The organism is uncultured Ferrimonas sp. (assembly GCF_947489035.1).
Taxonomy (GTDB): Bacteria; Pseudomonadota; Gammaproteobacteria; order Enterobacterales; family Shewanellaceae; genus Ferrimonas.
Genome location: NZ_CANLCI010000011.1, coordinates 91,356 through 117,775, shown reverse-complemented (window position 1 = coordinate 117,775; position 26,420 = coordinate 91,356). Strand labels below are relative to the sequence as shown.

Below are 26,420 nucleotides of genomic sequence, written 5' to 3'. Positions count from 1 at the left end.
CGGCACTAGCTCAGTTGGTAGAGCGCGACCTTGCCAAGGTCGAGGTCATGAGTTCGAACCTCATGTGCCGCTCCAATTTAAAGTCTTACTTCGGTAAGCCGCTGTGGGTAACCATAGTGATGCGGCACTCGCTCAGTGCTGGTGGGAATGAGTAGCGCAACCAAGCGTGAAAGCACCACAACTCAAAGAGTAACAGTTTAAAGCGGCACTAGCTCAGTTGGTAGAGCGCGACCTTGCCAAGGTCGAGGTCATGAGTTCGACCCTCATGTGCCGCTCCAAATTTTTGATGTTTTGATCACCAAATCGAGACGTCGGCGTAAGCCAAACAGATTAAGCGGCACTAGCTCAGTTGGTAGAGCGCGACCTTGCCAAGGTCGAGGTCACGAGTTCGAACCTCGTGTGCCGCTCCAAATAAAGACAAAAGCCTCCCTTGCGGAGGCTTTTGTCGTTTCTGCGTCGAGCGATGTGCTCTGATCTCACTCCAAGGGCAGGCGATGCCACCATCCTGCTGGTGTCGGTGCGGATTGCTGCCGTATCGCCGCCACCGCTGCCTATTCCTCTTCGGCTTTGCTATAACAGCGTAATCGTCATCAACATTGGACTGTTATGCGTGCCGACCTATGCCAGCTGCCGTCGCAGCTCAATTTAGCCTCCACCATTCGCGTTCAAGAACCACAGCTTGCGGCGCAGCTTGGGCTGGCGCTGTATCCGGTGATGGAGCAAGCAGGGCAACAGGCATTTGCGCTGTTGCAGCAACGCTGGCCAACCACACAACGTCTGTGCGTACTGTGTGGCAGTGGCAACAACGCCGGTGATGGCTATGTGGTGGCGCGCTTGGCCAAAGAAGCAGGCTGGGGTGTCGTCCTGCTGCAGCACGACTGCTCCCTTAAAGGTGATGCCTTAACCGCGCAGCAAGCCTGGTTAGCCGCAGGTGGTGTCATTTTGCCATTAACCGGCGAGTGGCCAGAGGCGGAGATCTTTGTTGATGCCTTGCTTGGCACCGGTTTGCAAGGGCCATTGCGGCCGGCCATTGCTGCTGCGGTTGCTCAGTTGAATCAACGGCCCCAGCCGGTATTGGCGTTGGATATCCCCACCGGATTGCATGGTGATACCGGCTGCATTGCCAATGTGGCGGTAAGCGCTGATGTCACCATAACGTTTGTCGCCACAAAATTGGGGCTAGTAACCGGACACGCTGCGGCGGTGGTGGGGGAAGTGATCTTAGCGCCATTGCAACTTGGGGCAGGCTTGGCTGCCGATGGCCACTTGCTGCAGCCGCCCTTATTGCAGCAATTACCGCCGCGAGGCGTGCTCAGCCATAAAGGTGATCATGGCAAATTGCTGCTGCTTGGTGGTGGAGATGGCATGGCCGGTGCCGCCCGCTTAGCCGGAGAAGCCGCACTACGCAGTGGCGCAGGGTTGGTGGCGATTGGCTGCGCCGCCAGTAGCGTTGACGCTATTGTGGCGCCGCGGCCAGAGCTGATGGCTGCCGCCGCTGATTCGGTACTGGAGACGCGATTGGCGTGGGCCTCGGTGATTGCCATCGGCCCTGGGCTGGGGCAAAACCGCTGGGGACAACAGTTGTGGCAGCAGGCACTGGCGGCCAAAAAGCCGTTACTGGTGGATGCCGATGCGCTTAATCTTTTGGCACAACAACCGCAACGGCGCGACAACTGGCTACTGACACCGCACCCCGGCGAAGCGGCGCGTTTACTGGATTGCAGCGTTGCTGACGTGTGCGCGGATCGGTTAGCCGCTGCTACCGAAATTCAACGCCGTTACGGTGGCGTGGTGATACTCAAAGGCGCAGGCAGCTTGATCGTCACAGCCACCCAGTGGGCGGTAGCACCGGTGGGAAATTCTGGGCTTGCAACGGGCGGCAGCGGCGATGTGCTTTCTGGTATACTTGCCGGTTTGATGGCGCAGGGGCTGGATCTCTATCAGGCTGCCTGCTTTGGCGTGCTGATCCATGGCGAAGCGGCAGACAGCGCATTCGGCGTGGGCGCACGCGGCATGTTGCCATCGGATCTATTTGAACACATTCGTTATTGGGTGAATCAAGGGACACTATGACTCAGGCTGTATTTGAGTTGGCTGATGAAGCGGCCACACTAGCATTAGGCCAAGGCGTTGCTGCCGTGGTAAAGGCGCCATTGGTGGTGCATCTGCATGGGGATTTGGGGGCAGGGAAAACCACTTTTACCCGTGGGCTGATCCAAGCTCTGGGGCATCAAGGGGCGGTAAAAAGCCCAACCTATGCCTTGGTAGAGCCGTACGAACTGGCCGATATGCAGATCTATCACTTTGATCTTTATCGACTTATGGATCCAGAAGAGCTTGAATTTATGGGGATCCGTGATTACTTTGCCAACAACACCTTGGCGTTAATTGAATGGCCAGATAAAGGCCATGGGTTACTGCCAGAGCCGGATCTTGTGATAGAGATGCACTACCAAGGTGAGGGGCGTCAGGCGCGGTTATTAAGCCGTTCTGAAGCAGGCGAACATCTACTGAAACAACTGTAACCATAACGATGATCCGATTGTGCCGTTGGCTGAGTCTGTTTGCCCTGCTCAGTGTCTTTACTGCTTCTGCGTGGGCGAACCAACTTAACTCCGCTCGCCTTAGTGCGACGCCGGAGAAAACCCGCTTGGTGTTTGAGCTGGCCAGTGCGCCGAGCTACAGCACCTCGCGCTTGGCTGGCCCGGATCGGATCGTTATCGATCTTAAAGCCACCACGTTAAACACCAACTTGACGACATTGGCGGGTAAAAGTGCGCTAATTAAGCGGATCCGCACCAGTCAGCCTGCAGCCAAAGGCCAATTGCGGTTGGTGCTGGATATGGCCAGCCCAGCCAGTTTTAAGGCGTTTAAGCTGGGCCCCAGTGGCAGTGCTGGCCATCGTTTGGTGGTGGATTTAAGCAATCGTAAAAGCAGTGCCAGCAGGCACAAAACGATCAAGCCGGGGCGGAAGGTGGTGATTGCCATTGATGCCGGTCACGGTGGCAAAGATCCTGGGTCAATTGGCCCATCAGGCACTTACGAGAAAAACGTGGTGCTGCCCATCGCCAAAAAACTGAAAGCCAAAATTGATGCCACCCCAGGATTTAAGGCGGTGCTGGTGCGCGGCGGCGATTATTTTGTCAGCTTGAATAAGCGTTCTGAAAAAGCCCGCCAAGCCGATGCGGATCTGTTGGTGTCGATTCACGCTGATGCCTTTGCTAAGCCACAACCTCGCGGGGCGTCGGTGTGGATCCTGTCGCTTAAACGCGCCAACAGTGAAATGGGTCGCTGGTTGGAGCAAGACGACAAGCTGTCGGAGCTGCGCGGGATCGGTGAAGTGATCTCCCAATCCAGCGCCAACGATGAAGATCTGCAGCGCACCATTGTCGATCTGGCTCGGCAGAACAACATGGCTGAAAGTCACACGTTGGCAGGCAACATCCTTAAAGAATTTAAAGCCTTTACTACTCTGCACAAACGAACGCCACAGGCGGCGTCGTTGGCGGTGTTAAAATCACCAGACTTAGTCTCGTTGTTGGTGGAAACCGGTTTTATTTCTAATCCGAATGAAGAGCGACTGTTACGCAGCAGCAACCATCAAGATCGATTGGCCCGCGGGCTGCAAAAGGCGATCACCAATCACTTTAAGGCTAACCCACCGCGGGACAGCTGGTTGGCGCAAACCCAAACCCACAAAGTGAAGTCCGGCGAATCGTTGTCGTTGATTGCGCGCCGTTATGGGGTGTCGCTAACGTCGTTAAAGCAAGCCAATAAACTCAGCAGTAACAACATTCGCATCGGCCAAAAGCTGGTGATCCCCCGAGTTTAGGAGCCCCATGGCCATTCAAATTTTACCGCCGCAACTGGCCAACCAAATCGCCGCAGGCGAAGTGGTGGAGCGTCCGGCTTCGGTACTGAAAGAGTTAGTGGAAAACTGCATTGATGCGGGTGCCAGTAAGATCGACATTGATGTGGAGCGCGGTGGCAGCAAAACGCTGGTGGTGCGCGATAACGGCAAAGGCATCAACAAAGCCGAACTCGAACTCGCACTTGCGCGGCACGCGACCTCCAAGGTGGCCAGCTTAGCGGATCTTGAATCGATCCTCAGCTTTGGCTTTCGCGGTGAAGCATTGGCCTCAATCAGCTCGGTGTCTCGGTTAACCTTAAGTTCGCGTACCGCTGACGCCAGCGAAGCTTGGCAAGCCTATGCCGAAGGGCGCGAGATGGCGGTTAAGGTGCAACCGACGGCGCACCCTGTTGGCACCACCGTCGAAGTGGTGGATCTGTTTTTTAATACCCCAGCGCGGCGTCGCTTTTTACGCGCAGATAAAACCGAATTTACCCACATTGAAGAACAACTGCGGCGGATTGCGTTAGCCAAAGATGAGATCCACTTTAGCCTGCGTCATAACGGCAAGTTGATACGGCAATATCGCCCCGCTCGCAATGACCGTCAGCGTCAGCAACGGTTGGCCTCGATTTGCGGCAGTGGCTTTGCCGATCGCGCCTTCTTGCTCCGCAGCGCCAATGACGATCTGGCCTTAACCGGCTTCTTAGCGTTGGATGACGATAAAGCGCGGATCAGCGACGTGCAGTACTTCTATGTGAATGGCCGCGTGGTGCGCGATAAACTGGTGAATCATGCGGTACGCCAAGCGCTGGAGGAAGCCGGCGTTGCTCAAGCGGCGGGGTTTGTACTGTACCTGAATATTGATCCCCATGAAGTGGATGTCAACGTGCATCCGGCTAAGCACGAAGTGCGCTTTCATCAAGCGCGCTATGTGCATGATTTTATCCTAACTGCGCTGCAGCAAGGGTTACGTAATCGAGTGGAACAGCCGATTGACGTTGGCTCAGCGAGACGCTCGGCAGAGGGTGAGCAAGTTAATGAACAGGCAGGCCATTACCGGATAAGCGGGGGTGATGCGGCTGCTGGCACGGCGACAATCACAGCGCCGAATTCTGCGAGCGTCAGCAACGCCGGTACGAGTGGCTATCAAGTCGCATCGCCGAGCAGCGGTGGCGATGCGGCTGGTCAAGGTTATGCGCCGCGGCCACTGCAAAGCGCAGCGCCCCAGTTCCGTGGCGCATCGCGTCCCAGTGGCCATGCCGCGGCAAACTACGGTGCGTTACTGCAAACGCCGCCATCGGCCAATAGCCAAGCGATGCTGTCGAGCAGTGGTTGGCAGTTGTTAACGCAGCTGGATAAAACCACCGCACTGTTTGGCAAAGGCCAGAAATTGAAATTGATGTCGGTAACGGCACTGCATCGACACCTGCAACAGCACAATGTGTTGCAGCGTTTACCGCAAGGGCTAGTGGGGCAACCCCTGCTGTTGCCTGTGTCGGTAGCCGCCGACGTTAACTGGCTGTCGGTGTTAGATCGTCATGCCGTGTTGCTGCGGCAACTGGGCATTGACCTGAGCCAGCAGCACCAGCGAATTGTGCTGAAAACCGTGCCAGCGGTACTGCGGCATGGCGATTTGGCGCAAATTTTAGCGCAACTGCTGCAGTGGTTAGACGCTGATACCCCAACCAATGAAGCACTGGCCGCTTGGCTGGTGCAGTGGAGTGAGCCGACGGAGCCGGCGGCGCAGCTGTGGCTGAAACTCGATGAACAACAACAAGAAGCGTTATTAGCGGCGGCGGTGGAACTGCCGTGGCAAACGCTTGTGGAGCAATCTTAAGTGAGCACTGATCCACGGCCTTTGGCCATCTGTATTATGGGGCCGACCGCATCGGGCAAAACCGATCTGGCGATCGCCTTGCGACAGCACCTGCCGGTTGAGCTAATCAGCGTAGATTCGGCGTTAATTTACAAGCAGATGGACATTGGCAGTGCCAAACCCACTGCCGCGGAATTAACCCAGGCCCCCCACCGCTTGATCGACATTTTAGATCCCTCTGAAAGCTACTCTGCGGCAGATTTTGTTGCCGATGCGCATCGTGAAATGGCTAAAATTGTCGCAGACGGCAAAATTCCGTTGCTGGTTGGCGGAACCATGCTCTATTTCAAAGCCCTAATAGAGGGCTTATCGCCGTTACCTTCCGCCGATGCAACCATTCGAGCACAGATTGAAGCGGAAGCTGAACAGCTTGGGTGGCAGGCACTGCACCAGCAACTGGCCGAGGTGGATCCGATCTCCGCCGAGCGCATTCACCCGAATGATCCACAGCGTTTGTTGCGGGCGTTAGAGGTGTATCGCATCAGCGGTAAATCGATGACTGAGCTGACGAAAGTGAAAGCGCCACCCAGCCCTTATCGTTATGTGCAGTTTGCCATTGCGCCATCGGATCGGGCGGTGTTGCATCAACGCATTGAACAGCGCTTTTTAGCAATGTTGCAGCAGCCGTTTGAGCAAGAGGTGCACGCCTTGATGGCGCGCGGCGATTTGGATACCAATTTACCGTCGATCCGCTGTGTGGGTTATCGGCAGATGTGGTCTTACCTGTCTGGGGAGATCGATCGCGATACCATGGTGGCTCAAGGGGTCGCCGCAACGCGGCAATTGGCCAAGCGACAATTAACGTGGTTACGGGGCTGGGGTGAGTTGGATTGGCTCGAGTCCGGTGATGATGATAATGTAGGCAAGGTGTTGAGAAAATTAGCCTTGTAGTGTTGTCTAGGCTATAAAAAGACTAGCGTTAAAGCGCGTTTATCGCCGACAATATACTGTTTAATCAAATTACAATTTTAAAAGGAAGACAGAATGGCTAAGGGGCAATCTCTTCAAGACCCGTTTCTGAATGCGCTACGCCGTGAGCGTGTTCCAGTATCTATCTATTTGGTCAATGGCATTAAACTTCAGGGCCAAATTGAATCTTTCGACCAGTTTGTCATTCTACTGAAGAATACCGTTAGCCAGATGGTGTACAAGCACGCCATCTCTACTGTAGTACCGGGCCGTCCATTTAACATGAACCATCAAGGCACAGCCCCAGCGGGTACTGGCCAAGGCGGTTACGGCAACGAGCAGGGCGAATCCCAAGCTTGATGCAACAACTAGGAGTAAGTCTGCTTGTTTGAGAGGTACGAAGCAGGCGAACGCGCTGTCCTTGTTCATATCGACTTCAGCCGTGAAGGTGAACGAGAAGATCTCGAAGAGCTGCGCCTATTGGCCAGCTCTGCCGGGGTAACATCCTGTGGCGAGATCACAGGACGGCGCGCCAGTCCCCACCCCAAATATTTCTGTGGTACCGGCAAAGCGGAAGAGATCGCCCACTTTGTACAGGCTGTTGAAGCCGACATTGTGATCTTTAACCATGCCTTAAGCCCAGCCCAAGAACGCAATATTGAACAGATCTGTCAGTGTCGAGTACTTGATCGTACTGGCCTGATCTTGGATATTTTTGCTCAGCGCGCTCGCACCCACGAAGGCAAACTGCAAGTTGAATTGGCGCAGCTGCGCTACATCTCAACACGATTGATCCGCGGTTGGACCCACCTTGAACGCCAAAAAGGCGGCATTGGCCTGCGTGGCCCAGGTGAAACTCAGCTCGAAACCGATCGTCGTTTGCTGCGTGAGCGCATTAAAACCATTTTGAAACGACTTGATAAGGTCGCTAAGCAGCGTGAACAAGGCCGTCGTGCCCGTCAGCGCCGTGAAGTACCAACGGTGTCATTGGTGGGTTACACCAATGCCGGCAAATCAACGTTGTTTAACCGCATTACTGCCGCAGGCGTTTACGCCGAAGATCAGCTGTTCGCCACCTTGGATCCAACCTTACGTCGGATTGATGTCGACCAAGTTGGCCCAGCGATCTTGGCCGATACCGTTGGCTTTATTCGTCACCTTCCCCACGACTTAGTCGCTGCCTTTAAAGGCACGTTGACGGAAACCCGTGAAGCGGATCTGCTGCTGCATGTGGTGGACTGTGCCGATGAACGCTCGGCGGAGAACATCGCCTCTGTACATGAGGTGTTGGCCGAAATCGAAGCGGATGAGATCCCATCGCTGCTGGTGTACAACAAGATTGATCAACTTGATGATGCCGTTGCTCGCATTGACCATAATGAAGAGGGGGTGCCCTCTCGCGTTTGGTTAAGCGCGCAGGCGGATCAAGGCGTTGAGTTGTTGTTTGAGGCGTTGTCGCAGTTGCTGGGGCAAGCCATTGCAGAATATCAACTGGTGATCCCGGCCAGCGATAGCCGCTGGATCGCGCGTTTGCATGAACTCAATGCGGTTCAAACACTCGAATACGATGAGCTTGGACAAACCGTACTGCAGGTAAAACTGCCAGAGCGAGACTGGCAACGGCTATTGAAAGCCTCTGCTGGTCGTTTAGCCGACTTTATCCACGAGTAATTGGCTGATAAATTAGCTAGAGTTACAAAATCATACCTTCCAATTGATGGAGCAGTATTAATGGCCTGGAATGAGCCTGGCAATCAAGGCAAAGACCCCTGGGGAAACAGGGGCGGAAAGGATCAGGGTCCACCTGATCTGGACGAAGTGTTCCGCAAATTCTCTAACCGCTTTGGTGGCGGTGGTGGGAAGTTCGGCGGCGTAGGAGTGTCACTGGTGCTTATCGGCGCCTTGCTTGCGTATGCTTTAGCGGGTTTCTATAAAATTGAAGAGGCCGAGCGTGGTGTGGTACTGCGTTTTGGTCAGTTTGATAGCATCGTTGGTCCCGGCTTGGGGCTGCGTCCGCCATTCATCGACAAGGTTTACCCAGTGAACGTGCAGCGGGTTAACCGTCTGAACGCTTCTGGCTTGATGCTGACCAAAGACGAAAACGTGGTAACCGTGCAGATGGAGGTGCAGTACCGCATCGAAGATCCGCGCAAGTTCCTGTTTAACGTTGTTGATCCGGCGCAAACCTTGAGTGAAGCCCTCGACAGTGCGCTGCGCTACGTTGTGGGCCACACCACCATGGACAACATTCTAACCGTCGGTCGTGAACAGGTTCGTCAAGATACCTGGGAAGAACTCGATGGCATCATTGCCCCGTACGACATGGGGATCCGCGTTGTGGATGTGGCCTTTAAAGAAGCCCGTCCACCAGAGGAAGTGAAACCGGCGTTTGATGACGCCATCGCTGCCCGCGAAGATGAAGAGCGTTACGTACAAGAAGCAACGGCTTACACCCGCCAAGTTGAACCACAAGCCCGTGGTCAAGCTGAGCGTATGTTGAAAGAAGCTGACGCTTACCGGCAACGGGTTGTATTGGAAGCCGAAGGTGAAGTTGCACGCTTTAACAAGCTGTTGCCACAGTACGAAGCGGCACCAGTGGTGACGCGCGAACGTCTGTACTTGGAAACCATGGAACAGGTCTACAGCAACACCTCTAAGGTGATGGTGGAAAACGACGGTGGCTCTATGTTCTACCTGCCACTGGATAAGATCATCCAAGGGCAAACACCAGCCAGCGTTAAGCCGATGCAGAGTGCACCGAATAACAGCGCCAATCGCACCATTCGCTCATCAGTGAATGAGCCGATCAACAACCGCACTAGCGGTCGTCAAGGGAGAAACTAAGCCATGAATGTTCGGATTTTAGTTATCCTATTGATCGCTGCCGTCTTGGGTTTTTCCGCCATCTTTGTGGTGGAAGAGGGCGAGCGCGCCATTGTGAAACGCTTTGGTAAAATCGGTAAAGACGTTGAGGACAAAACCTTAGTGTACGAACCGGGTTTGCACCTGAAAGTGCCGTTCGTGGATCAGGTGATGCGCTTAAGCGCGCGGATCCTGACTTTGGATGCCCCAGCGGATCGCTTTGTTACCTCTGAGCAGAAAGATGTGATCGTTGATTCCTACGTGAAGTGGCGCATTACTGATTTCGGCCAGTATTACTTGGCGACCCAGCAGGGTAATCAGTTGATCGCAGAATCGCTTCTGCAATCGAAAATCAACAACGGCCTGCGAAGCGAATTTGGTAGCCGTACCATTCGCGATATCGTATCTGGTAGCCGCGATGAGTTGCAGCGTGCTGCGATGGACGGCACCCAAGGCGATGCAGAAGAACTGGGCATTACCGTGGTCGATGTGCGCGTTAAACAGATCAACTTGCCACGTGAAGTGTCGGAGTTTATCTACAACCGTATGCGTGCCCAGCGTGAAGCGGTAGCCCGTTCGCACCGTGCCGATGGTCAAGAGAAAGCCGAAGTGATGCGTGCAGGCGCGGATGCTCAGGTAACGCTGACCTTAGCCGAGGCGGAACGTGAATCTCGCGTGCTGCGTGGTCAAGGTGACGCGGATGCGGCCAAGATCTACGCGGATGCCTACGGTAAAAAACCTGAATTTTACAGTTTACTGCGTTCGTTAGACGCCTACCGCACCTCCTTTGCCAGCAAAGAAGATGTATTGGTCGTTTCACCGGATTCAGAGTTCTTCCAATACATGAAGAGCAAGAACATAAAATAAGGGATAATCCCGCAGCAAAGCCCGGCTCTGCCGGGCTTTTTTGTTGCTGAAATTTGAGATACCGATGCAAACAGCAATGATGATTTTGGCTGGCGTATTGCTGGTCGAGGGCTTGGGACCCCTGTTGTTTCCTAAGCAATGGCAGCGCTTGGTGACTGAGCTAGCGCAACAACATCCTGATTCACTGCGCCGAGTCGGCGGCTGTCTCGTCACTGCCGCCTTGGTCTTGTTGTGGATTTTTTCTGCATAGCTGTGGATCGAATTAAGGATTCTGGTAGAATCCTTTTTTAACCGGAAAGTGTGAACATCAAATGGGTAAAAATGTAGTAGTTCTGGGAACTCAATGGGGCGACGAAGGTAAGGGTAAGGTTGTAGACCTTCTTACTGAGCAAGCTAACTATGTAGTTCGATACCAGGGCGGCCACAATGCCGGCCACACCCTCGTGATTAACGGCGAAAAGACCGTACTTCATCTCATCCCATCAGGGATCCTACGCGACAACGTAAAATGCCTTATCGGCAATGGCGTTGTGCTGTCACCAGAAGCACTGAAAACCGAACTGACCATGCTGAAAGAGCGCGGCATACCGGTTGAAGAACGTCTGATGGTTTCTGAAGCTTGTCCACTGATCCTGCCTTACCACGTTGCTATCGACCAAGCTCGAGAGCGTGCTCGCGGTAATCAGGCCATTGGTACCACTGGCCGTGGTATCGGTCCTGCGTACGAAGACAAAGTTGCCCGCCGCGGTTTGCGTGTTGGTGATTTACTCGACGCTGAACGCTTTGCTACCAAGCTGAAAGAAGTGCTGGCGTACCATAACTTTATGTTGAAGGAATACTTCAACGCTGAAGAAGTGGATTACGACACCGTATTGGCGGATTCATTGGAATTGGCTGAGATGCTGCGTCCAATGATCGTGGACGTAACCGACATGCTGGATAAAGCCCGTAAAGCGGGTGAGCCAATCATGTTTGAAGGCGCCCAAGGCACCTTGCTGGATATCGACCACGGCACCTACCCATACGTAACGTCGTCTAACACCACCGCTGGTGGCGTATCGACCGGTTCCGGTTTTGGCCCAACTCACATCGATTACGTGTTGGGGATCGTGAAAGCGTACACCACCCGTGTTGGTGGCGGTCCATTCCCAACCGAGCTTGACGATGAAGTTGGTCAACACTTAGGGGTGAAAGGTCACGAATTTGGTGCCACTACCGGTCGCCAACGTCGTACCGGTTGGTTTGATGCCGTGGCGATGCGCCGCGCGGTACAGATCAACGGCATTACCGGTTTCTGTTTGACCAAGCTGGACGTACTGGATGGCTTGAAAGAGCTGAAGATCTGTACCGGTTACCAGATGCCAAACGGCGAATTGGTTTCGGTTCCGCCACTGGATGCAGAAGGCTATGAAGCCGCAGTACCAGTGTATGAATCCATGCCAGGTTGGACCGACAACACCTTCGGTGTTACCGAGCACAGCAAGTTGCCACAGGCTGCGCTGGATTACATTGCTCGCATCGAAGAGCTGCTGGAAGTGCCAGTGGACATCGTTTCTACCGGTCCTGACCGCATTGAAACCATGATCTTGCGTCACCCATTTGCGTAAGCGTTAACGCGGCAAACGGATTGATGACAACGGGGCCTTTTGGCCCCGTTAGTTGTTTTTGCTGATTAAGTTTTTTATTACGAGGCCGATAGGCTGATTATGAAGCTCAAATTCCTTGCCGTTGCGATGATGCTGTTGGCACCAGCACAGGCCGCAGAGCCGCTTAAAGCGGTTGATATCTATAGCCAAGATGCGCTGCTCACGATGCTGCGTAACAACACGCATCTGGATCGCGTTCAGCGTGATGATTGTCAGTTGCTGCAAGACATTGAAGCCCGTGCTTCGGTGTTGAAGGTGCCGGCTTATCAGATGCTGTGGGCCGACATGCAACTGTATGGTGTGTGTACGCCCAAAGACGTTGAGCAGGGCTGGCGCTACCTGCAGCTGGCGGCTGGGCAAGGCTTAGCGGATGCGATTGAACAGATTGGCCGCTACCATATGCAGGGTAAGTTTGTGGTGACGGATCAGGCTTATGGGCTACGGATGTTGCATATGGCCGCATCGTTAGGCCATCAAGGGGCGTTATTGGCCGTGGCCGATTACTACGGCCAAGGTTTTGGCAGCGCTTGGGATTACAGCGACGTGTACCAGTGGTTGCACGAAGCGGTCTTCGCCAACGAGCCCGATCGCGTTAAGGCGGAACGATTAAAATACAAATTAGCGCAGCAATTGCCACCGAGTGTGCGCGAGAAAACCCGTCGCAGCGTGTTGATGCGCTAACGTATCGAGCCGAAACGCGGCGTCGATATCTTTTCTGGGAAGGCATGATCGCCATTCCCAATTTCATTCATTACGCATGGAAAGAGGCCACTTAGAGGTAACTGAGCCACTGCCGCAGTAGGCAGAACAGTTATTTACTAAGATTGGTAAGGTTAATTCCGTTATACTTTCCGGCGATTTCCCATCCATTGGTAGGCTAATGAGTCACGATCCCAATTTTAATCGGGAGGCGGAAAAGTACGCCAACCCGATCGCTAGTCGAGAATTTATTCTCGCCTACATGCAGCAACAAAAGGCGCCGGTGGCTCGTGAAGAGCTGTCCGGTCATTTCGGTTTAGAAGGCGATCAATACATTGCCCTTTGCCGCCGCCTGCGCGCCATGGAGCGCGATGGCCAAATCGTATACACCCGCAAGGGCCGTTATGGCTTGCCAGAGCGGATGAATCTGGTTACCGGTACCGTGTTAGGTCACCGCGATGGCTTTGGTTTCTTCCGTCCAGAAGATGGCAGCGACGATCTGTACCTACCAGAACAAGCGATGTTCTCGGTATTACACGGCGACAAAGTGATGGCGCAGATCGAGCAAGGTGACCGTCGCGGTCGTAACAGTGCTCGCATCGTACGCGTGGTTGAAGCGCGTAATCCAATGATCGTTGGTCGCTACTTCTCCGATCAAGGCATCGGTTACGTGGTGCCAGACGACAGCCGTCTGTCGCAAGATATCCTGATCCCAGAAGAGGGTCGAAATGGCGCTCGTGAAGGGCAAGTGGTTGTGGCTGAGCTGATTAAGCGTCCGGCCCATCATACCCACGGTATTGGTCGTGTTGATGAAGTGCTGGGCAACGAAATGCAGCCCGGTATGGAGATCGAGATGGCGCTGCGCAGCCACGATCTGCCACACGTATTTAGCGAAGCGCTACTGGCTGAAACCGCCAAGATCGCCGACGAAGTGACCGAGGAAGATAAGCAGGGTCGTAAAGACTTGCGTAACTTGCCACTGGTGACCATCGATGGCGAAGACGCCCGCGACTTTGACGACGCCGTTTATGCGGAACGGAAAAAGAGTGGCGGCTGGCGTTTGTACGTGGCCATCGCTGATGTGAGCCACTATGTGCGCCCAGGCATGGAGCTGGATCGTGAAGGCCGCGCGCGCGGCAACTCGGTTTACTTCCCTGCGCAAGTGATCCCAATGCTGCCAGAGAAACTGTCCAACGGCTTGTGTTCTTTGAACCCGCACGTGGATCGCCTCTGTATGGTGGCCGAGATGACCATCTCTGCTGCGGGCAAGCTGTCGGGTTATCAGTTCTACCCTGCTGTGATGCACTCCCACGCCCGCCTGACCTACACCAAAGTCGCCAAGATGCTTGAAGGCGATGGCGATCTTTGCGCGCAATACGCCGAAGTATTACCGCACCTGTTTGAACTGCACGAACTGTATCAAGCACTGGATGGCGCTCGCCAACAGCGCGGTGCCTTAGTGTTGGAAAGCGAAGAAACTCAATTCATCTTTAATGAAGAGCGCCGCATCGAGAAGATCGTGCCGCGCAGCCGTAACGTGGCGCACAAGATGATTGAAGAGTGCATGATCTTGGCCAACGTTGCCGCGGGTAAATTCGTTAAGAAAAACCACGGTGAAGTGTTGTACCGCGTGCACGAAGGCCCGAGCGAGCAGAAACTGCTGACCTTGCGTGACTTCTTGAAGCAGCAAGGGCTAGAGCTTAAAGGCGGTGCTGAACCTTCGCCACTGGATGTGCAAGAGCTGCTGTTGAAAACCCGCGACCGTGGTGATGCTGAGCTGATCCAAACCATGGTGCTGCGTTCGATGAAGCAAGCCATCTACAGTGCCGACAACATCGGTCACTTTGGCTTGGCGTTGTCCAGCTACGCGCACTTCACTTCGCCAATTCGCCGTTATCCGGATCTGGTGCTGCACCGCGTTATTCGCTACCTCAGCGCCAAAGAGAACAACCCCGAGTTGCCACTGCAACAGCTGCAAAGCGACGGTGGCTTTGGCTATGACGCCGCTGCGTTGGCTGAACTGGGCGAGCACACCTCGATGACCGAACGCCGTGCCGATGACGCCAGCCGCGACGTGTCTGACTGGCTCAAGTGTGAATTTATGCTGGATCACGTTGGCGACGACTTTGATGCCGTTGTGAGCAGCGTAACCAGCTTTGGCTTGTTTGTGCGCCTGAAGAGCTACCACATTGATGGCCTAGTGCACATCTCTAGCTTGGCGAACGATTACTACAACTTCGATCCACTGCGCCAAGCGTTAGTGGGCGAAAGCAGTGGCACTCGTTACCGTCTGGGTGATCAGGTTCAGGTGAAAGTGGTGGCGGTGAAACTGGATGATCGCAAGATCGATCTGGCACTGCACGATGGCGATAACGCTAAGCCGAAGAAGAAACGTCGCAGCAGTGGCAGCAAAGCCAAGTCTGGTGCCAAAACAGGCAAGCCAAGTGGCCCGAACCGCGACAGCAAAGACGCGCCGAAAGGCGATAAGCCAGCTCGTGCTAAAAAGCCTGGTCGCAGCGGTGGTGATAAAGCCCGCGGTGGCAGCAAGAACACTCGGAACAAACGCTAATGAAACACGAAATGGTATTTGGGCTGCACGCGGTTGAAGCGCTGCTGCAACGTCAACCGGAGCGCGTCAAAGAGCTGTGGCTGCTTAAAGGCCGCGAAGATGAACGCTTACAAAGCATCATCACCTTAGCCGCCGCCTTTGGGGTTAAGCCGCAGCTGACGAGCCGCAAAGTGCTTGATGATAAATCGGAATCAACTCAGCATCAGGGCGTATTAGCGCGTTGTGTGGCTGAGCCGGTGAAAGGCGAAAATGAGCTGGACGAGTTGCTGGATCGCACTGATGTGCCGTTCCTGCTGGTGTTGGATGGGGTAACCGATCCGCACAACTTGGGTGCCTGTATCCGCAGTGCCGATGCCGCGGGCGTGCATGGGGTGATTGTTCCCCGTGATCGCAGTGCCGGTTTGGGCCCCGTGGTACGCAAGGTGGCTGTTGGGGCTGCGGAAGCGGTGCCGCTGTTCCAAGTCACGAATTTGGCGCGTACCTTACGCCATCTGCAAGAGCGTGGTGTGTGGATTGTCGGTGCGGCTGGCGAAGCCACCCATACTCTGTACCAAAGCAAAATGGATGGTCCGTTAGCGATCGCCATGGGGGCTGAAGGCAAAGGCCTGCGCCGCTTAACTCGTGAGGTGTGCGACGATCTGATCAGCATTCCAATGGCGGGTGAAGTGTCGAGCTTAAACGTGTCGGTTGCGACCGGCGTGTGCTTGTTTGAAGCGGTGCGCCAGCGCGGCGAATAACCCATACAGCACAACAAAAAAAAAGCGGTGAGTTCAGCTCACCGCTTTTTTTATGCCCTGTTGCTGGCGCTAGAAGCTGTAGAGCAGATTGACGGTAGAGATCACGTCGGTGTTTTTGCTGTCTTCTGGCACGTCGTCGGTGTAACTGAAATCGATGCCAAATTTCAGCGCCAAATCGGCCCAAAACTGATTACGGTAAGCCAGTTTTAATTCGGCCACCGTATTCAGGTTGCCGGTTTCGACACTGGCATCCGCAGTCACCACGGTGTACTCCTGCAGCTGGTGGCGCCACTTACTGGCGATGCGGAAGATCCCCTCATCGCTGCTGGGATCATCAAGAGAGTCATCATCCAGATTGGCGTAGTTATAGCGGTAACCCAAACCGGCTTCCAGCGACAGCTTGCTGTCTTTGGTTTCGTAAGGGGTGCGGCCATACCCGCTTGATAGCGTGTGTTGGCGGCTGAATGAGCCAAACCGATCCCACTTAAATTCGCCACGGCCAAAGATGTATTGGGTCGCCGGCAGCTTGTAGTCCAACTGGTAGAGCGCTTGATACTGCTCGGCGGAGCTGTCGCCATCGTCCGAAGCGAAGTAGCCGCGTAAACCCACTTCATGGCGAGCGCCATCGCCGTCGTACACCGCTTTAATGCGGCTGTTAAAGTTAGAGGTTTCGCTGTTGCCACTGGTGTATTGCATCCCCAACTCAATCTCAGAGCTGAGCTTGCGTTTGGGTTCGTTGTAGTTCGGCGGCACTAAAGCCCAAGCCGGGGTACACAGCAATAAGGTGGGAATGATCAACGCGCGCATGGCCGCTCCAAATTCGCAATGGACTTGCATAACAACAGAGCCGTTCAGTGTGCCCAACGCCCACACGGAAGGAAAGATGGTGGCATGAACTTTGGCCAATTTAATCGGCGAACGGATAAGTTGTGTTCAACCAGTGTTTCCACTAGAATACGCCGGCTAATCGGCCAAAACCCTTTTTGTTCCTTGCTTCATAGGCCCGGCCGAGCCATTTGAAGCTAACTAACCGTAAGGAGCGATACGATGCGTCATTACGAAATCGTATTTATGGTTCACCCTGATCAGAGTGAGCAAGTACCTGGCATGGTTGAGCGTTACACTGCCACCATCGAGAAAGACGGCGGCAAGGTTCACCGTCTGGAAGATTGGGGCCGTCGTCAACTGGCTTACCCTATCGAGAAGCTGCACAAAGCTCACTACGTTTTGGTTAACACCGAAGCGACTGCTGAAGCCGTAGCCGAACTGGAAACTAACTTCCGTTTCAACGACGCAGTTATCCGTTCTATGGTAATTCGTACCAAGAACGCCGTAACTGAGCCTTCTCCAATGGCGAAAGCCAAGGAAGAGCGTGCTGAGCGTCGTGAGCGTACTGATTCCCGTCCAGCTGCACCAGCTGCTGAGTAATCGGATTTCGTGAATTCCAATCGCCTGGAGCTTTGTGGCCAAGTGTCGCGAGCGCCAAAGACTGTAACTGGGATCAATGGCGTACCCCACAGTTTCTTTTTGTTAGAGCATCGCTCAACGCAACAAGAGGCGGGTCTGAATAGACCGGTGTACTGCAAAATTCAAGTTGTGCTCAGCGGCGAAGGATCACAATCCTTACTGAGTTATCTACAGCCGGGGAGCAATATCAAAGCGGCGGGTTTTCTCGCCTGGCAACAAGGCCGTAATGGTCAAAGCCGATTGGTATTGCACGCCGACTTGATTGAACCGATTTGCTAGGAGACTGCCCACATGGCACGTTATTTTCGTCGTCGTAAGTTCTGTCGTTTCACCGCTGAAGGTGTAACTGAGATCGACTACAAAGACATCGCAACTCTGAAGAACTACGTTACTGAGAGTGGCAAAATTGTACCGAGCCGTATTACTGGCACCAGCGCAAAGTACCAGCGTCAGCTGGCTCGCGCTATTAAGCGTGCTCGTTACCTGGCTCTGCTGCCTTACACCGATCTGCAAGGTTAATTCCTGCGGTCTGTATAAACTTTAAGTAGAGGAAAGGTAATGGACGTAATTCTGTTGGACAAAGTTGCTAAACTGGGCAACTTGGGTGACAAAGTAACCGTTAAGTCTGGTTACGCACGTAACTTCCTGCTGCCGCAAGGCAAAGCAGTTGTAGCTAACGCTGCAAACGTAGAAGTATTTGAAGCTCGCCGCGCTGAGCTGGAAGCTAACATGGCTGAAGCCCTGAAAGCTGCTGAAGCTCGCGCTGAGAAAATCGTTGCATTGGAAGCGGTAGTTATCGCTTCTAAATCTGGCGACGAAGGCAAGCTGTTCGGCTCTATCGGTACTCGTGACATCGCTGATGCACTGACTGCTGCTGGCGTTGAAGTAGCTAAAGCTGACGTACGTCTGCCAGAAGGCGCACTGCGCAACACCGGTGAATACGAAATCGTAATCGGTCTGCACAGCGACGTAACTGCCACTGCTAAGATTTCTATCGTAGCAGCTGAGTAAGTTCGTAGAGCTTTAAGAGAAGCACCGCCCTAGGGCGGTGCTTTTTTGTGCCAGTAACAAAATATCAGTCAACAACGGCCATGCGCCATGCCCAGCTTGCTCCTTGCCTTTAACGGGCGCAACGCCGATGCCAGTGGCAACGCGGTACGCTCCAGCATCCACCAAGATCCGGTGAACCCTCAATCTCGCCCCCATGCGCCCAAGCCCCTAAGTCTCGGTGTGCACTTAAGTGAATCTGCTATTGGTACTAAGCCGCAGCCCCCATTCAGCAGCCAGTGGCCTGCTTATTGGCTGAACTGGCGAGAAGACGGCGCATTGCGCCGATCAAAAAAGGCAGCCAGAGAATCCAGCTGCCTTGGGGACGAGTGATCCGAGAACGAGCGGGTTAGGTTACAGGCCCGCGGCAACCTTAGTGCCCTGAGCAATGGCGCTTTTGGCGTCCAGCTCGGCCGCCACATCGGCACCGCCAATCAGCTGATACGGTTTGTTGAGGCCATCAACAACGGCACGCAGCGGCTCTTGTCCGGCACAGACGATCACGTTATCCACCGGCAGCAACTTGGCTTCGCCATCAATGCTGATGTGCAAACCTGCGTCGTCAATCTTGTCGTAGCTTACGCCCTTGAGCATCTGCACCCCTTTCATCAGCAACTCTTTGCGGTGGGCCCAGCCCGTGGTCTTGCCCAGCCCAGAGCCAACGCGGCTGTCTTTGCGCTGCAGTAAGAAGATCTGCCTCGCGCTTGGGGCCATCTGCGGCTTAACCCCTTCAATGCCGCCACGGGCGCTGAAGGTCATGTCGATGCCCCAACTGGCCATAAACTTAGGAATGTCTTGGCTGGCAGAGGTGCCGTGGTGGGATAAAAACTCCGACACATCAAAGCCGATGCCACCGGCACCAATCACCGCCACGCTATTGCCTACCTTGGCCTTATGCTTCAGTACATCGAGGTAACCCAGCACTTTCGGGTGGTCGATGCCCGCAATCGCGGGGGTGCGCGGGCTGATCCCCGTGGCGATAACCACCTCATCAAAGTCGCTGTTATTCAGCTCGGCGGCGGTTACCGCGTGATCCAGTTTCAGCGTGACCTTATGGATCGCCAGCTGGCGCTGGTAGTAGCGCAGGGTTTCGAAAAACTCCTCTTTGCCTGGCACCTGTTTGGCCACATTAAATTGGCCGCCGATCTCACAGTCTTTATCGAACAAGGTGACATGGTGGCCACGGCTGGCGGCGGTTACTGCGGCAGCTAGCCCTGCAGGGCCCGCCCCAATCACCGCGATCTGTTTCGGGGTGCTGGTGGGTTGGATCACAAACTCGGTTTCATGGCAGGCTCGCGGGTTGACCAAGCAACTGGTCATCTTGCGATTAAAGACATGATCCAAACAGGCTTGGTTACAGCCAATGCAGGTGTTGATCTCATCAGCGCGACCGGCGGCGGCTTTATTCACAAATTCCGGATCGGCCAAGAACGGCCGTGCCATCGACACCATGTCGGCATCGCCACGGGCAAGCACGGTTTCAGCCACATCGGGGGTGTTGATGCGGTTTGATGTGATCACCGGCACGTTCAGCGCTTGGCGGAACTTCGCGGTTACCCAAGTAAAGGCGGCGCGCGGCACCTTGGTGGCAATGGTGGGGATCTGCGCTTCGTGCCAGCCAATCCCAGTGTTGATGATGGTGGCACCGGCCTTTTCAATCTCAAGCCCCAGCTCGATGATCTCGTCTGCCACCGAGCCGCCTTCCACCAGATCCAGCATCGACAAGCGATAGATGATGATGAAATCGGTGCCCACCGCTTCACGTACGCGGCGCACAACGGCGATGGGCAGACGGATGCGGTTTTGGTAACTGCCGCCCCAGCTGTCTTCGCGCTGATTGGTGCGGGTCGCAATAAACTGGTTCAAGAAGTAGCCTTCCGAGCCCATGATCTCAACCCCATCGTAGCCCGCATCTTGAGCGCGCTTAGCGGTGAAGACAAAATCGTCAATCTGCTTTTCGATGCCCGCTTCATCCAACGGCGTAGGCATAAACGGATTGATTGGCGCTTGAATGGCTGAGGGGGCGACCTGATTGGGGTTGTAGGCGTAGCGGCCGGTGTGGAGGATCTGCAAACAGATTTTGCTGTCGTGCTTATGCACTTCGTCGGTAATGATCTTATGCCCAGCCACGTCGGCATCGCTCACCAAACCGTTGGTTTTTGGGTGGGTTGCCCCTTCGGCATTGGGGCCAATGCCGCCACTCACAATCAAGCCAACGCCGCCTTGGGCACGCTCGCCAAAATAGACCGCCATGCGTTCATGGCCGTTTGGCGCTTCTTCCAAGCCGGTGTGCATCGAGCCCATAAGCACGCGGTTTTTTAGCTGAGTGAACCCCAGATCCAGCGGTGCCATTAGGTGTGGATAGTTGCCAGTGGCGGCCATGATGACGTCTCCCTTAGTCGATAAATTAGTCAATCTAGACAGCGTCAAGTTAGGGGGTTATTTTGACAGTGTCAAGATCCCTTTGTTACCGTGGCGAGCATGACGACAATGACAAAATCCAGTGCCTCTAAGGCCAGCTATCACCATGGCGATCTGCGCCAAACCTTATTGGATGCCGCCACGGCAATGATCGCCGAGGCGGGCATTGATGGCTTATCGCTGCGTAAGTTAGCGGAACGGGTAGGGGTGTCGCGCACGGCGCCTTATCACCACTTTAAAGACAAAGGGCAGTTGCTTAGCGCCATTGCCACTGAAGGCTTTCGCAGTCGCACCGAGCAAGCGCAGGCGTTGCTGGCTGATCAATCGTTAACGGCGAAGCAGCGCTTTAGCGCGTTCTTTCGTAATTACATCGCCTTTGCGACGGAATCGCCGCAGATGTATGAGCTGATGTTTGGCCACACCATCTGGCGCCACCAGCAAGAGACCGATGAACTGAAGCAGGTGGCCTATCCCTGTTTTCAACAGCAAGTGGCGATGACCAAGCTGTGGCAGCAGCAAGGGTTGCTGCCACTGGATCAAGATCCTTTGCGATTAGCGCAGGTAACGTGGGGCACCATGCACGGCATTGCGCGGTTGGTGATCGATGGGGTGTACGCCAATAACAGCCACATTGGTGAGATGATCGATTGTGCGGTGGCGCTGTTTGTGCGTGAGCCGGCCGCAGAGGCTGAGCGCCACTGAGCTCAGCGAAACGGCAGTGCCGTACTCGCACCATCAGCAGCATCAGCAAAAACGGCGAGCCCTAGGGCTCGCCGTTGCTGTTTGTGCGGTTATGGCTGCTGAGGCAACCAACTGCTGGTTTTACTTGGGGGCGACCGGAGCGACAGCGTGCAGGTACCAGCGCTGATTGTCGTTGCCCAGATCCGGATACTGGATGATGTCGGCTTTGTGGGCGTGGGCATCGATCAGGTTTTTGCCGCTGCCGATAAAGAGGGCGTGCAGATCGCCATTGCTCTTAAGGCTGAACTGCTGCTGCACGGAATCGCTGCAACGCTGCTGCACCAAGCTGTCGCCACTGCGGCTGCTGTTGCTTTTAGGGGCTAAGCATAAGCCGCTGTGTACAAACTGCAGCTGGTAACGCTCGGCGTGGCTCGGGCTGGCGTTAAAGTGCAGTAATTGCGCGGGATTACTGCTATCACAGGGCTGAGGTAACACATTGGCGTTACTGGCGATGCTGTTATCCGCCACCGCGAGACACTGATCCGTGCGCTGGTTTTGCAGCTGTTGCGGCACCTGCGTAATGGCCTTGGCATCACACACATCGCCCAGGCCATTACCGTCGCTGTCGAGCTGTTCTGGGTTGGCTATCGCAGGGCAGTTATCCACTTCGGCCCCAAGGCCATCGCCGTCAACGTCATTGGCGGCATCCTGCGGGAAGGGATCGCAGCGGTCGCCGTGGCCATCAAGATCACTGTCCTGCTGTTCTGAGTTAGCGATGGCTGGACAGTTGTCGATGTCGTTGCTGATGTCGTCGTTATCAATATCCACATTGGCCTGATCCGGGTGCGGATCTTGATTGTCGCCTAGGCCGTCGCCGTCGCTGTCACGCCATTCGGTTGCATCACTGGGGAAGGCGTCGTGGCTGTCGAGGTAGCCATCGCCGTCGGCATCAATGCCACGCAGTTGCCAGCGTTGATTGTCCCCGCCCAGATCGGGGTGCTGAATGATGTCACTTTTGTACGCGTGGGAATCGATCAACACCGTTTGCTCGGCCACAAACAGCGCCAGCCCCAGTTCGGTCTGGCTTAGTTGAAACCAGCCAACGGTGTCGCTGCACTGCTGCTGCAGCAGAGTGTCGCTTTTGTTGTTCTTCCCCGATTTGCTGCCAAGGCACAAGCCGCTGTGGCTGAGGGTTAAACGATAGCTGTTGGTGGCGGCATCAGGGTGGCGGCTAAAGTGCAGCTGCTGCGCCGGATCGGCCGGATCGCAGCTGCTGGGCACAATGTTGGCGCCAACGGCGTTGCTGCCGCCATCCACACTGAGGCACAAGCCGCTGCGCTGGTTTTGCAGTAAGGCGCTGAAATCATCGGCACCGCTGTTGGGGGTGTCGTTGCTGGGATCGCATTCATCGCCAATGCCATCGTTATCGTTATCTCGCTGATCGGCATTGGCATCCGCGGGGCAGTTGTCGTTGTGGGCGCCGATGCCATCGCCATCAAGGTCGTTATCGCGGTCATCAGGGTAGGGATCGCATTGGTCGCCAAGGCCATCGTCATCACGGTCTAACTGGGCGGGGTTGCTCATGGCGGGGCAGTTGTCGTCGCTGCCAAAGTAACCGTCGTTATCGCCATCTTGGGCGTAACTGGAAAGCTGCGGATCGCGGTCGCAGAGATCGCCAAAGTTATCGCCATCGGCATTGGCCTGCGCTGGGTTGGCAACGTTGGGGCAGTTATCGCTGCCATTGTTGATGCCATCCCCATCGGCATCGCCATCGCGGGGAAAAGGGGTGTAAGGGAAGTGGTTGTCACCAAGGCCATCGCCATCGAAGTCGAGCCATTCGGTCGGATCGTTAGGAAACGCATCGTCGCCGTCGTGATAGCCATCGCCATCGCTGTCGGCCAACAGCACTTGCCAACGTTGGTTATCTGCGCCCAGATCCTTGTACTGGATAATGTCACTGCGATAGGCATGAGCATCAACCACCAAGCCACTGTCGGCAAAGGCGATGATGTTCAGCAACGCGCCGTCGCCGACTAACTCAAATTGCGGTGCGCTGGCACAAGCGCGCTGCACTAAGCTGGCGCCGTTACGGCTGCTGCCATCGCGGCTGCCTAAGCACAGCTGGCTGTGACGAAAGCGCAACTGGTGGCGATGACTGTCTGCTGTGGCTGGCACGAATTCCAGTTGCTGTGCCTTATCGGCATTGTCGCACGGGCTGGGTACCACATTTGCGTTTAGGGCCTGGCTGCTTGCGGCAACAGCAAGGCATAAGCCACTGCGTTGGTTGCTGAACAACACGCGCTCTACTTCAGTGGCGATGGTGCTGTCGCAGGCATCCCCGACGCCGTTGTGGTTGCTGTCGGTTTGCTCCGGGTTGGCGTTGTTCGGGCAGTTATCGGTAAAGGCCGAGATCCCATCGCCGTCGGCATCATTAAAGTAGTCTTTGGGGTAGGAGTCGCAGTCATCGCCGATGCCATCGCCATCGATATCCACTTGGCTGGGATTCGCCAGCATCGGGCAGTTATCGAAATAGTTGTCGCTGCCATCGTCATCAATGTCGTTATTGCTGACGTAAGGATGGGGATCGCTGTTGTCGCCAAGGCCGTCGTAATCGCTGTCGAACCATTCGCTGGGATCCTCAGGGTAGGCGTCTTCCAGATCGTGGTAGCCGTCGCCATCAAGGTCGGTTAAGAACAGATCCCAGCGCTGATTGTCGTTGCCTAAATCTGGGTATTGGATGATGTCACTGCGGTAGGCGTGGGAATCCACCACTTGACCGCCATCGCCAATCATAAAGGCAAAGCGGCCGTTATCTTCCAGTAGCTGAAACTGCTGTTGCAGGCTGTCGTTACAGCTTTGCTGCACTAAGCTGGTGCCTTGCTTATCGCTGCCCTGTTGCGGCCCTAAACACAGTCCGCTGTGGTTGAACTTTAACTGGAAGCGACCATTGTGATGAGGCATGGCCACTTGACGGATCTGTTGTTCGGGTGCCGAAGCATTACAGCTTACCGGGGCGACGTTTGCGCCCTCATCGAGGCTGGCTCCGGTTACCCCCACACACAGGTTGGTGCGGGCATTAGACAGCAGTAAGGGAAAGCCGGTATCGCACAGATCCCCTTCGCCGTTGTTGTTGTAATCCGCTTGATCCGGATTGGCGATGGTTGGGCAGTTGTCGATGTGGTTGGTTAGGCCATCGCCGTCGACGTCATCAAAACTGGCGGCGGCGAGGTTGCTGCTGAGCAGCAACAGCGAAGTGAACCCGAACAGGCGCGATAGTGTTGGCATGACAAAACTCCTCACTGCAAGGGCCTCCATCCGTAATGGATTGTTTTATCGACGCTTGCTTCCTATGACAGATTGATTTGAGCCCCTAAGGTGTGCTGGTTTTTTATTCTATAACCGTAAAGTATTGGCGCTGTGGCTGAAGGATCAATGTCAAAACTGTTAACGGAGGCGAGACGCTGAGGTTTTCTTGATTGAAGTGAGCGAGTTAGCGCGGTTGAGTGGGTTAATTTTTTCCTGCGTTATCTCTTTATGAACGCCGATTGCGGGCTATGTTCACTGCATTCAATTGGTTAGCTTGTGCCGAGCGGGTTATCTTGGGGTCGTTCGATGATCATAAACGCCCCAAAATGATTTCAGGGTCAGGCCCGTCATTGCAGGCCAGAACAACCACGGTGTTAGAGCATCGCTGCACAAGGAGAGTGGGCGTATGAATAAATTACAACTTATTGCCCTTTCAGTGTTTTCTGCCTTATTGGTTCTCGGGCTGGTTACTCAGCGTCATGCCATTGCCTGTGAAATGGTCGGTTTCACGGAATACCAACAGCTCGCCCCCAATGTTTATGCTGCGGCTCATTTTGACGAGAGCGCATCAGCCTTAGCAGCGATTAGGCAGGGAAAAGCCAGAGTAGAGTCGACATTTGGGCCGATGCGCGCAACGCCAAAAATCGTACTGGTGGCTGACCGTCAGGAAGCGGCTAGGTTTGGTGCCAATTCAACGGCCACTGCAAATTATACGCCGTTTGGTACCTGCATTGTTCTGGCTGAACATGGGCAAAATGTTGATGTGGCGGCGCATGAATTGGTCCATGCGGAGGTGGGTGCACGCGTGGGTTGGTTGACCCACTGGGTGGCGATCCCCATTTGGTTTAACGAAGGGGTTGCGCTGATGGTGGATCATCGAGCGCCCTTTTTGGTGGAAAACATCCGCTTGGGAGCTGCCGAGGTTGCTGCGGTTAAACGGCTAACTTACGGCAACGAATTTTTTCGTGGTGGCAATGCACACCAAAACTATTTGGCATCGAGATTGGCCGTGCAAACCGTGGAGCCACTCGAGCTGTACCAACACTTAGAACGTATCCGCAACGGCCAAAGTTTTGAGAGCGTATTTAGATTGTGAAACCAACAGCTAACCACCGCCGCCAGCCCATAAAAAACGAAGCCCTAAGGCTTCGTTTTTTTAAGCGTAACGCTGAAGTGACGCACAGCTTGATGCGGTATCAGCGGCACGGATTATTGCGGTGTGGCCACCCAGTCGAAGGCGGTGGTTTGTTCGGCGCTGACCGTAATGGGGCCGCCACTTTGATAGAGGGTAAACCCATCCTGGTCGGTTTGATGGCTGTCGGGCAGATCGGCCGCGGCGGTGCAGCTGTAGCCGAGGCTGTATTGACCGGCGCCAACAAAGCCAAACTCATAGCCCATGGCGTTGTCTGTGGCGTTGACGTTAGCCACCGCCACTGGTGTCGGTATAGGCAGAGATCCCATCACCGTCGATGTCGGTCAG

The 26,420-nt window shown here is 54.8% G+C and carries 23 protein-coding genes, 2 tRNA genes and 1 pseudogene; 22 read left to right on the top strand and 4 right to left on the bottom strand.

Annotated features, from left to right (window positions below):
• The first annotated feature begins 202 nt into the window (after positions 1-202).
• The 16 genes from Q0796_RS08955 to rlmB all read left to right on the top strand — a co-directional run bounded on the left by Q0796_RS08955 (position 203) and on the right by rlmB (position 16,018).
• Positions 203-278 (top strand) — tRNA-Gly (locus Q0796_RS08955).
• A 56-nt stretch (positions 279-334) separates the two neighbouring features.
• A tRNA-Gly gene (locus tag Q0796_RS08950) sits at positions 335-410 on the top strand.
• 196 nt (positions 411-606) lie between these two features.
• Positions 607-2,073 (top strand): NAD(P)H-hydrate dehydratase, encoded by a 1,467-nt coding sequence (locus Q0796_RS08945; RefSeq protein ID WP_298442098.1) that lies wholly within the window; start codon positions 607-609, stop codon positions 2,071-2,073.
• On the top strand, positions 2,070-2,525 hold the full coding sequence (tsaE, locus tag Q0796_RS08940; protein WP_298442096.1) for a tRNA (adenosine(37)-N6)-threonylcarbamoyltransferase complex ATPase subunit type 1 TsaE: 456 nt from the start codon (positions 2,070-2,072) through the stop codon (positions 2,523-2,525). The genes Q0796_RS08945 and tsaE overlap by 4 nt, the downstream gene beginning before the upstream one ends.
• Before the next feature lie 8 nt (positions 2,526-2,533).
• Positions 2,534-3,832 (top strand): N-acetylmuramoyl-L-alanine amidase, encoded by a 1,299-nt coding sequence (locus tag Q0796_RS08935; protein WP_298442095.1) that lies wholly within the window; start codon positions 2,534-2,536, stop codon positions 3,830-3,832.
• A gap of 7 nt (positions 3,833-3,839) precedes the next feature.
• Positions 3,840-5,690, top strand: a complete 1,851-nt coding sequence (mutL, locus tag Q0796_RS08930; RefSeq protein ID WP_298442093.1) for a DNA mismatch repair endonuclease MutL — start codon at positions 3,840-3,842, stop codon at positions 5,688-5,690.
• Positions 5,691-6,620, top strand: coding sequence for a tRNA (adenosine(37)-N6)-dimethylallyltransferase MiaA (gene miaA, locus Q0796_RS08925; protein ID WP_298442091.1), 930 nt, complete (start codon positions 5,691-5,693; stop codon positions 6,618-6,620).
• Positions 6,621-6,713: 93 nt separating this feature from the next.
• On the top strand, positions 6,714-6,998 hold the full coding sequence (gene hfq / locus Q0796_RS08920) for an RNA chaperone Hfq (RefSeq protein ID WP_298442089.1): 285 nt from the start codon (positions 6,714-6,716) through the stop codon (positions 6,996-6,998).
• A 24-nt stretch (positions 6,999-7,022) separates the two neighbouring features.
• A complete protein-coding gene (gene hflX, locus Q0796_RS08915) occupies positions 7,023-8,309 on the top strand; it encodes a ribosome rescue GTPase HflX (protein WP_298442088.1) in 1,287 nt (428 codons plus the stop codon).
• 60 nt (positions 8,310-8,369) lie between these two features.
• Positions 8,370-9,482: an FtsH protease activity modulator HflK gene (gene hflK / locus Q0796_RS08910; protein ID WP_298442086.1), complete on the top strand. Its 1,113-nt coding sequence runs from the start codon at positions 8,370-8,372 to the stop codon at positions 9,480-9,482.
• 3 nt (positions 9,483-9,485) lie between these two features.
• Complete coding sequence (gene hflC, locus Q0796_RS08905; protein WP_298442084.1) at positions 9,486-10,367, top strand: protease modulator HflC; 882 nt, start codon at positions 9,486-9,488, stop codon at positions 10,365-10,367.
• A 64-nt stretch (positions 10,368-10,431) separates the two neighbouring features.
• Complete coding sequence (locus Q0796_RS08900) at positions 10,432-10,617, top strand: DUF2065 family protein (protein WP_298442083.1); 186 nt, start codon at positions 10,432-10,434, stop codon at positions 10,615-10,617.
• A 61-nt stretch (positions 10,618-10,678) separates the two neighbouring features.
• Positions 10,679-11,974 carry an adenylosuccinate synthase gene (locus Q0796_RS08895; protein ID WP_298442081.1) on the top strand — a complete coding sequence of 432 codons (1,296 nt, stop codon included), beginning with the start codon at positions 10,679-10,681 and terminating at the stop codon, positions 11,972-11,974.
• Positions 11,975-12,073: 99 nt separating this feature from the next.
• The gene (locus Q0796_RS08890; protein WP_298442079.1) at positions 12,074-12,694 is read left to right on the top strand and encodes a flagellar protein MotX; all 621 of its coding nucleotides are present in this window, start codon (positions 12,074-12,076) and stop codon (positions 12,692-12,694) included.
• 199 nt (positions 12,695-12,893) lie between these two features.
• Entirely contained in the window at positions 12,894-15,281 is a 2,388-nt protein-coding gene (rnr, locus tag Q0796_RS08885) for a ribonuclease R (RefSeq protein WP_298442077.1), read from the top strand.
• Complete coding sequence (gene rlmB, locus Q0796_RS08880) at positions 15,281-16,018, top strand: 23S rRNA (guanosine(2251)-2'-O)-methyltransferase RlmB (protein WP_298442075.1); 738 nt, start codon at positions 15,281-15,283, stop codon at positions 16,016-16,018. Before rnr ends, rlmB begins: the two co-directional genes overlap by 1 nt.
• Before the next feature lie 69 nt (positions 16,019-16,087).
• Here the strand turns inward: rlmB and Q0796_RS08875 are convergent, their stop codons facing one another.
• A complete protein-coding gene (locus Q0796_RS08875) occupies positions 16,088-16,825 on the bottom strand; it encodes a DUF481 domain-containing protein (RefSeq protein WP_298442074.1) in 738 nt (245 codons plus the stop codon).
• Between the two features lie 240 nt (positions 16,826-17,065).
• Here Q0796_RS08875 and rpsF point away from each other — a divergent pair, with 240 nt between their 5' ends.
• From rpsF to rplI, 4 genes are read left to right on the top strand one after another with little or no spacing between them, the layout of a single operon-like run.
• A complete protein-coding gene (gene rpsF, locus Q0796_RS08870) occupies positions 17,066-17,446 on the top strand; it encodes a 30S ribosomal protein S6 (RefSeq protein ID WP_298442072.1) in 381 nt (126 codons plus the stop codon).
• A gap of 9 nt (positions 17,447-17,455) precedes the next feature.
• Positions 17,456-17,764, top strand: a complete 309-nt coding sequence (gene priB, locus Q0796_RS18305) for a primosomal replication protein N (RefSeq protein WP_363322312.1) — start codon at positions 17,456-17,458, stop codon at positions 17,762-17,764.
• Positions 17,765-17,776: 12 nt separating this feature from the next.
• Positions 17,777-18,004, top strand: coding sequence for a 30S ribosomal protein S18 (gene rpsR / locus Q0796_RS08865; RefSeq protein ID WP_013344048.1), 228 nt, complete (start codon positions 17,777-17,779; stop codon positions 18,002-18,004).
• Between the two features lie 39 nt (positions 18,005-18,043).
• Positions 18,044-18,496 carry a 50S ribosomal protein L9 gene (gene rplI / locus Q0796_RS08860; RefSeq protein ID WP_298442066.1) on the top strand — a complete coding sequence of 151 codons (453 nt, stop codon included), beginning with the start codon at positions 18,044-18,046 and terminating at the stop codon, positions 18,494-18,496.
• A 390-nt stretch (positions 18,497-18,886) separates the two neighbouring features.
• Here the strand turns inward: rplI and Q0796_RS08855 are convergent, their stop codons facing one another.
• Positions 18,887-20,914 carry an NADPH-dependent 2,4-dienoyl-CoA reductase gene (locus tag Q0796_RS08855; protein WP_298442064.1) on the bottom strand — a complete coding sequence of 676 codons (2,028 nt, stop codon included), beginning with the start codon at positions 20,912-20,914 and terminating at the stop codon, positions 18,887-18,889.
• Between the two features lie 108 nt (positions 20,915-21,022).
• Between Q0796_RS08855 and Q0796_RS08850 the strand changes: the two genes are divergently transcribed.
• On the top strand, positions 21,023-21,655 hold the full coding sequence (locus Q0796_RS08850) for a TetR/AcrR family transcriptional regulator (RefSeq protein WP_298442063.1): 633 nt from the start codon (positions 21,023-21,025) through the stop codon (positions 21,653-21,655).
• Positions 21,656-21,823: 168 nt separating this feature from the next.
• Here Q0796_RS08850 and Q0796_RS08845 read toward each other — a convergent pair.
• Positions 21,824-24,841: pseudogene (locus Q0796_RS08845) on the bottom strand (RICIN domain-containing protein); the annotation flags it as partial.
• A gap of 505 nt (positions 24,842-25,346) precedes the next feature.
• On the opposite strand from Q0796_RS08845, the gene Q0796_RS08830 reads away from it, so the two are divergent.
• A complete protein-coding gene (locus Q0796_RS08830) occupies positions 25,347-26,036 on the top strand; it encodes a hypothetical protein (RefSeq protein WP_298442061.1) in 690 nt (229 codons plus the stop codon).
• Positions 26,037-26,149: 113 nt separating this feature from the next.
• Here the strand turns inward: Q0796_RS08830 and Q0796_RS08825 are convergent, their stop codons facing one another.
• Positions 26,150-26,401 carry a hypothetical protein gene (locus Q0796_RS08825; protein WP_298442059.1) on the bottom strand — a complete coding sequence of 84 codons (252 nt, stop codon included), beginning with the start codon at positions 26,399-26,401 and terminating at the stop codon, positions 26,150-26,152.
• Between the last annotated feature and the right edge of the window lie 19 nt (positions 26,402-26,420).

What these genes read in the sequence shown, in the direction of transcription:
- Q0796_RS08855 (WP_298442064.1), bottom strand. Translation starts at nt 20,914, where the DNA reads ATGGCCGCCACTGGCAACTATCCACACCTAATGGCACCGCTGGATCTG.
- Q0796_RS08935 (WP_298442095.1), top strand. Translation starts at nt 2,534, where the DNA reads ATGATCCGATTGTGCCGTTGGCTGAGTCTGTTTGCCCTGCTCAGTGTC.
- Q0796_RS08825 (WP_298442059.1), bottom strand. Translation starts at nt 26,401, where the DNA reads ATGGGATCTCTGCCTATACCGACACCAGTGGCGGTGGCTAACGTCAAC.
- Q0796_RS08945 (WP_298442098.1), top strand. Translation starts at nt 607, where the DNA reads ATGCGTGCCGACCTATGCCAGCTGCCGTCGCAGCTCAATTTAGCCTCC.
- rpsR (WP_013344048.1), top strand. Translation starts at nt 17,777, where the DNA reads ATGGCACGTTATTTTCGTCGTCGTAAGTTCTGTCGTTTCACCGCTGAA.
- rlmB (WP_298442075.1), top strand. Translation starts at nt 15,281, where the DNA reads ATGAAACACGAAATGGTATTTGGGCTGCACGCGGTTGAAGCGCTGCTG.
- tsaE (WP_298442096.1), top strand. Translation starts at nt 2,070, where the DNA reads ATGACTCAGGCTGTATTTGAGTTGGCTGATGAAGCGGCCACACTAGCA.
- hfq (WP_298442089.1), top strand. Translation starts at nt 6,714, where the DNA reads ATGGCTAAGGGGCAATCTCTTCAAGACCCGTTTCTGAATGCGCTACGC.
- Q0796_RS08890 (WP_298442079.1), top strand. Translation starts at nt 12,074, where the DNA reads ATGAAGCTCAAATTCCTTGCCGTTGCGATGATGCTGTTGGCACCAGCA.
- Q0796_RS08850 (WP_298442063.1), top strand. Translation starts at nt 21,023, where the DNA reads ATGACAAAATCCAGTGCCTCTAAGGCCAGCTATCACCATGGCGATCTG.
- Q0796_RS08900 (WP_298442083.1), top strand. Translation starts at nt 10,432, where the DNA reads ATGCAAACAGCAATGATGATTTTGGCTGGCGTATTGCTGGTCGAGGGC.
- hflK (WP_298442086.1), top strand. Translation starts at nt 8,370, where the DNA reads ATGGCCTGGAATGAGCCTGGCAATCAAGGCAAAGACCCCTGGGGAAAC.
- Q0796_RS08875 (WP_298442074.1), bottom strand. Translation starts at nt 16,825, where the DNA reads ATGCGCGCGTTGATCATTCCCACCTTATTGCTGTGTACCCCGGCTTGG.
- hflC (WP_298442084.1), top strand. Translation starts at nt 9,486, where the DNA reads ATGAATGTTCGGATTTTAGTTATCCTATTGATCGCTGCCGTCTTGGGT.
- mutL (WP_298442093.1), top strand. Translation starts at nt 3,840, where the DNA reads ATGGCCATTCAAATTTTACCGCCGCAACTGGCCAACCAAATCGCCGCA.
- rpsF (WP_298442072.1), top strand. Translation starts at nt 17,066, where the DNA reads ATGCGTCATTACGAAATCGTATTTATGGTTCACCCTGATCAGAGTGAG.
- Q0796_RS08830 (WP_298442061.1), top strand. Translation starts at nt 25,347, where the DNA reads ATGAATAAATTACAACTTATTGCCCTTTCAGTGTTTTCTGCCTTATTG.
- rplI (WP_298442066.1), top strand. Translation starts at nt 18,044, where the DNA reads ATGGACGTAATTCTGTTGGACAAAGTTGCTAAACTGGGCAACTTGGGT.
- rnr (WP_298442077.1), top strand. Translation starts at nt 12,894, where the DNA reads ATGAGTCACGATCCCAATTTTAATCGGGAGGCGGAAAAGTACGCCAAC.
- Q0796_RS08895 (WP_298442081.1), top strand. Translation starts at nt 10,679, where the DNA reads ATGGGTAAAAATGTAGTAGTTCTGGGAACTCAATGGGGCGACGAAGGT.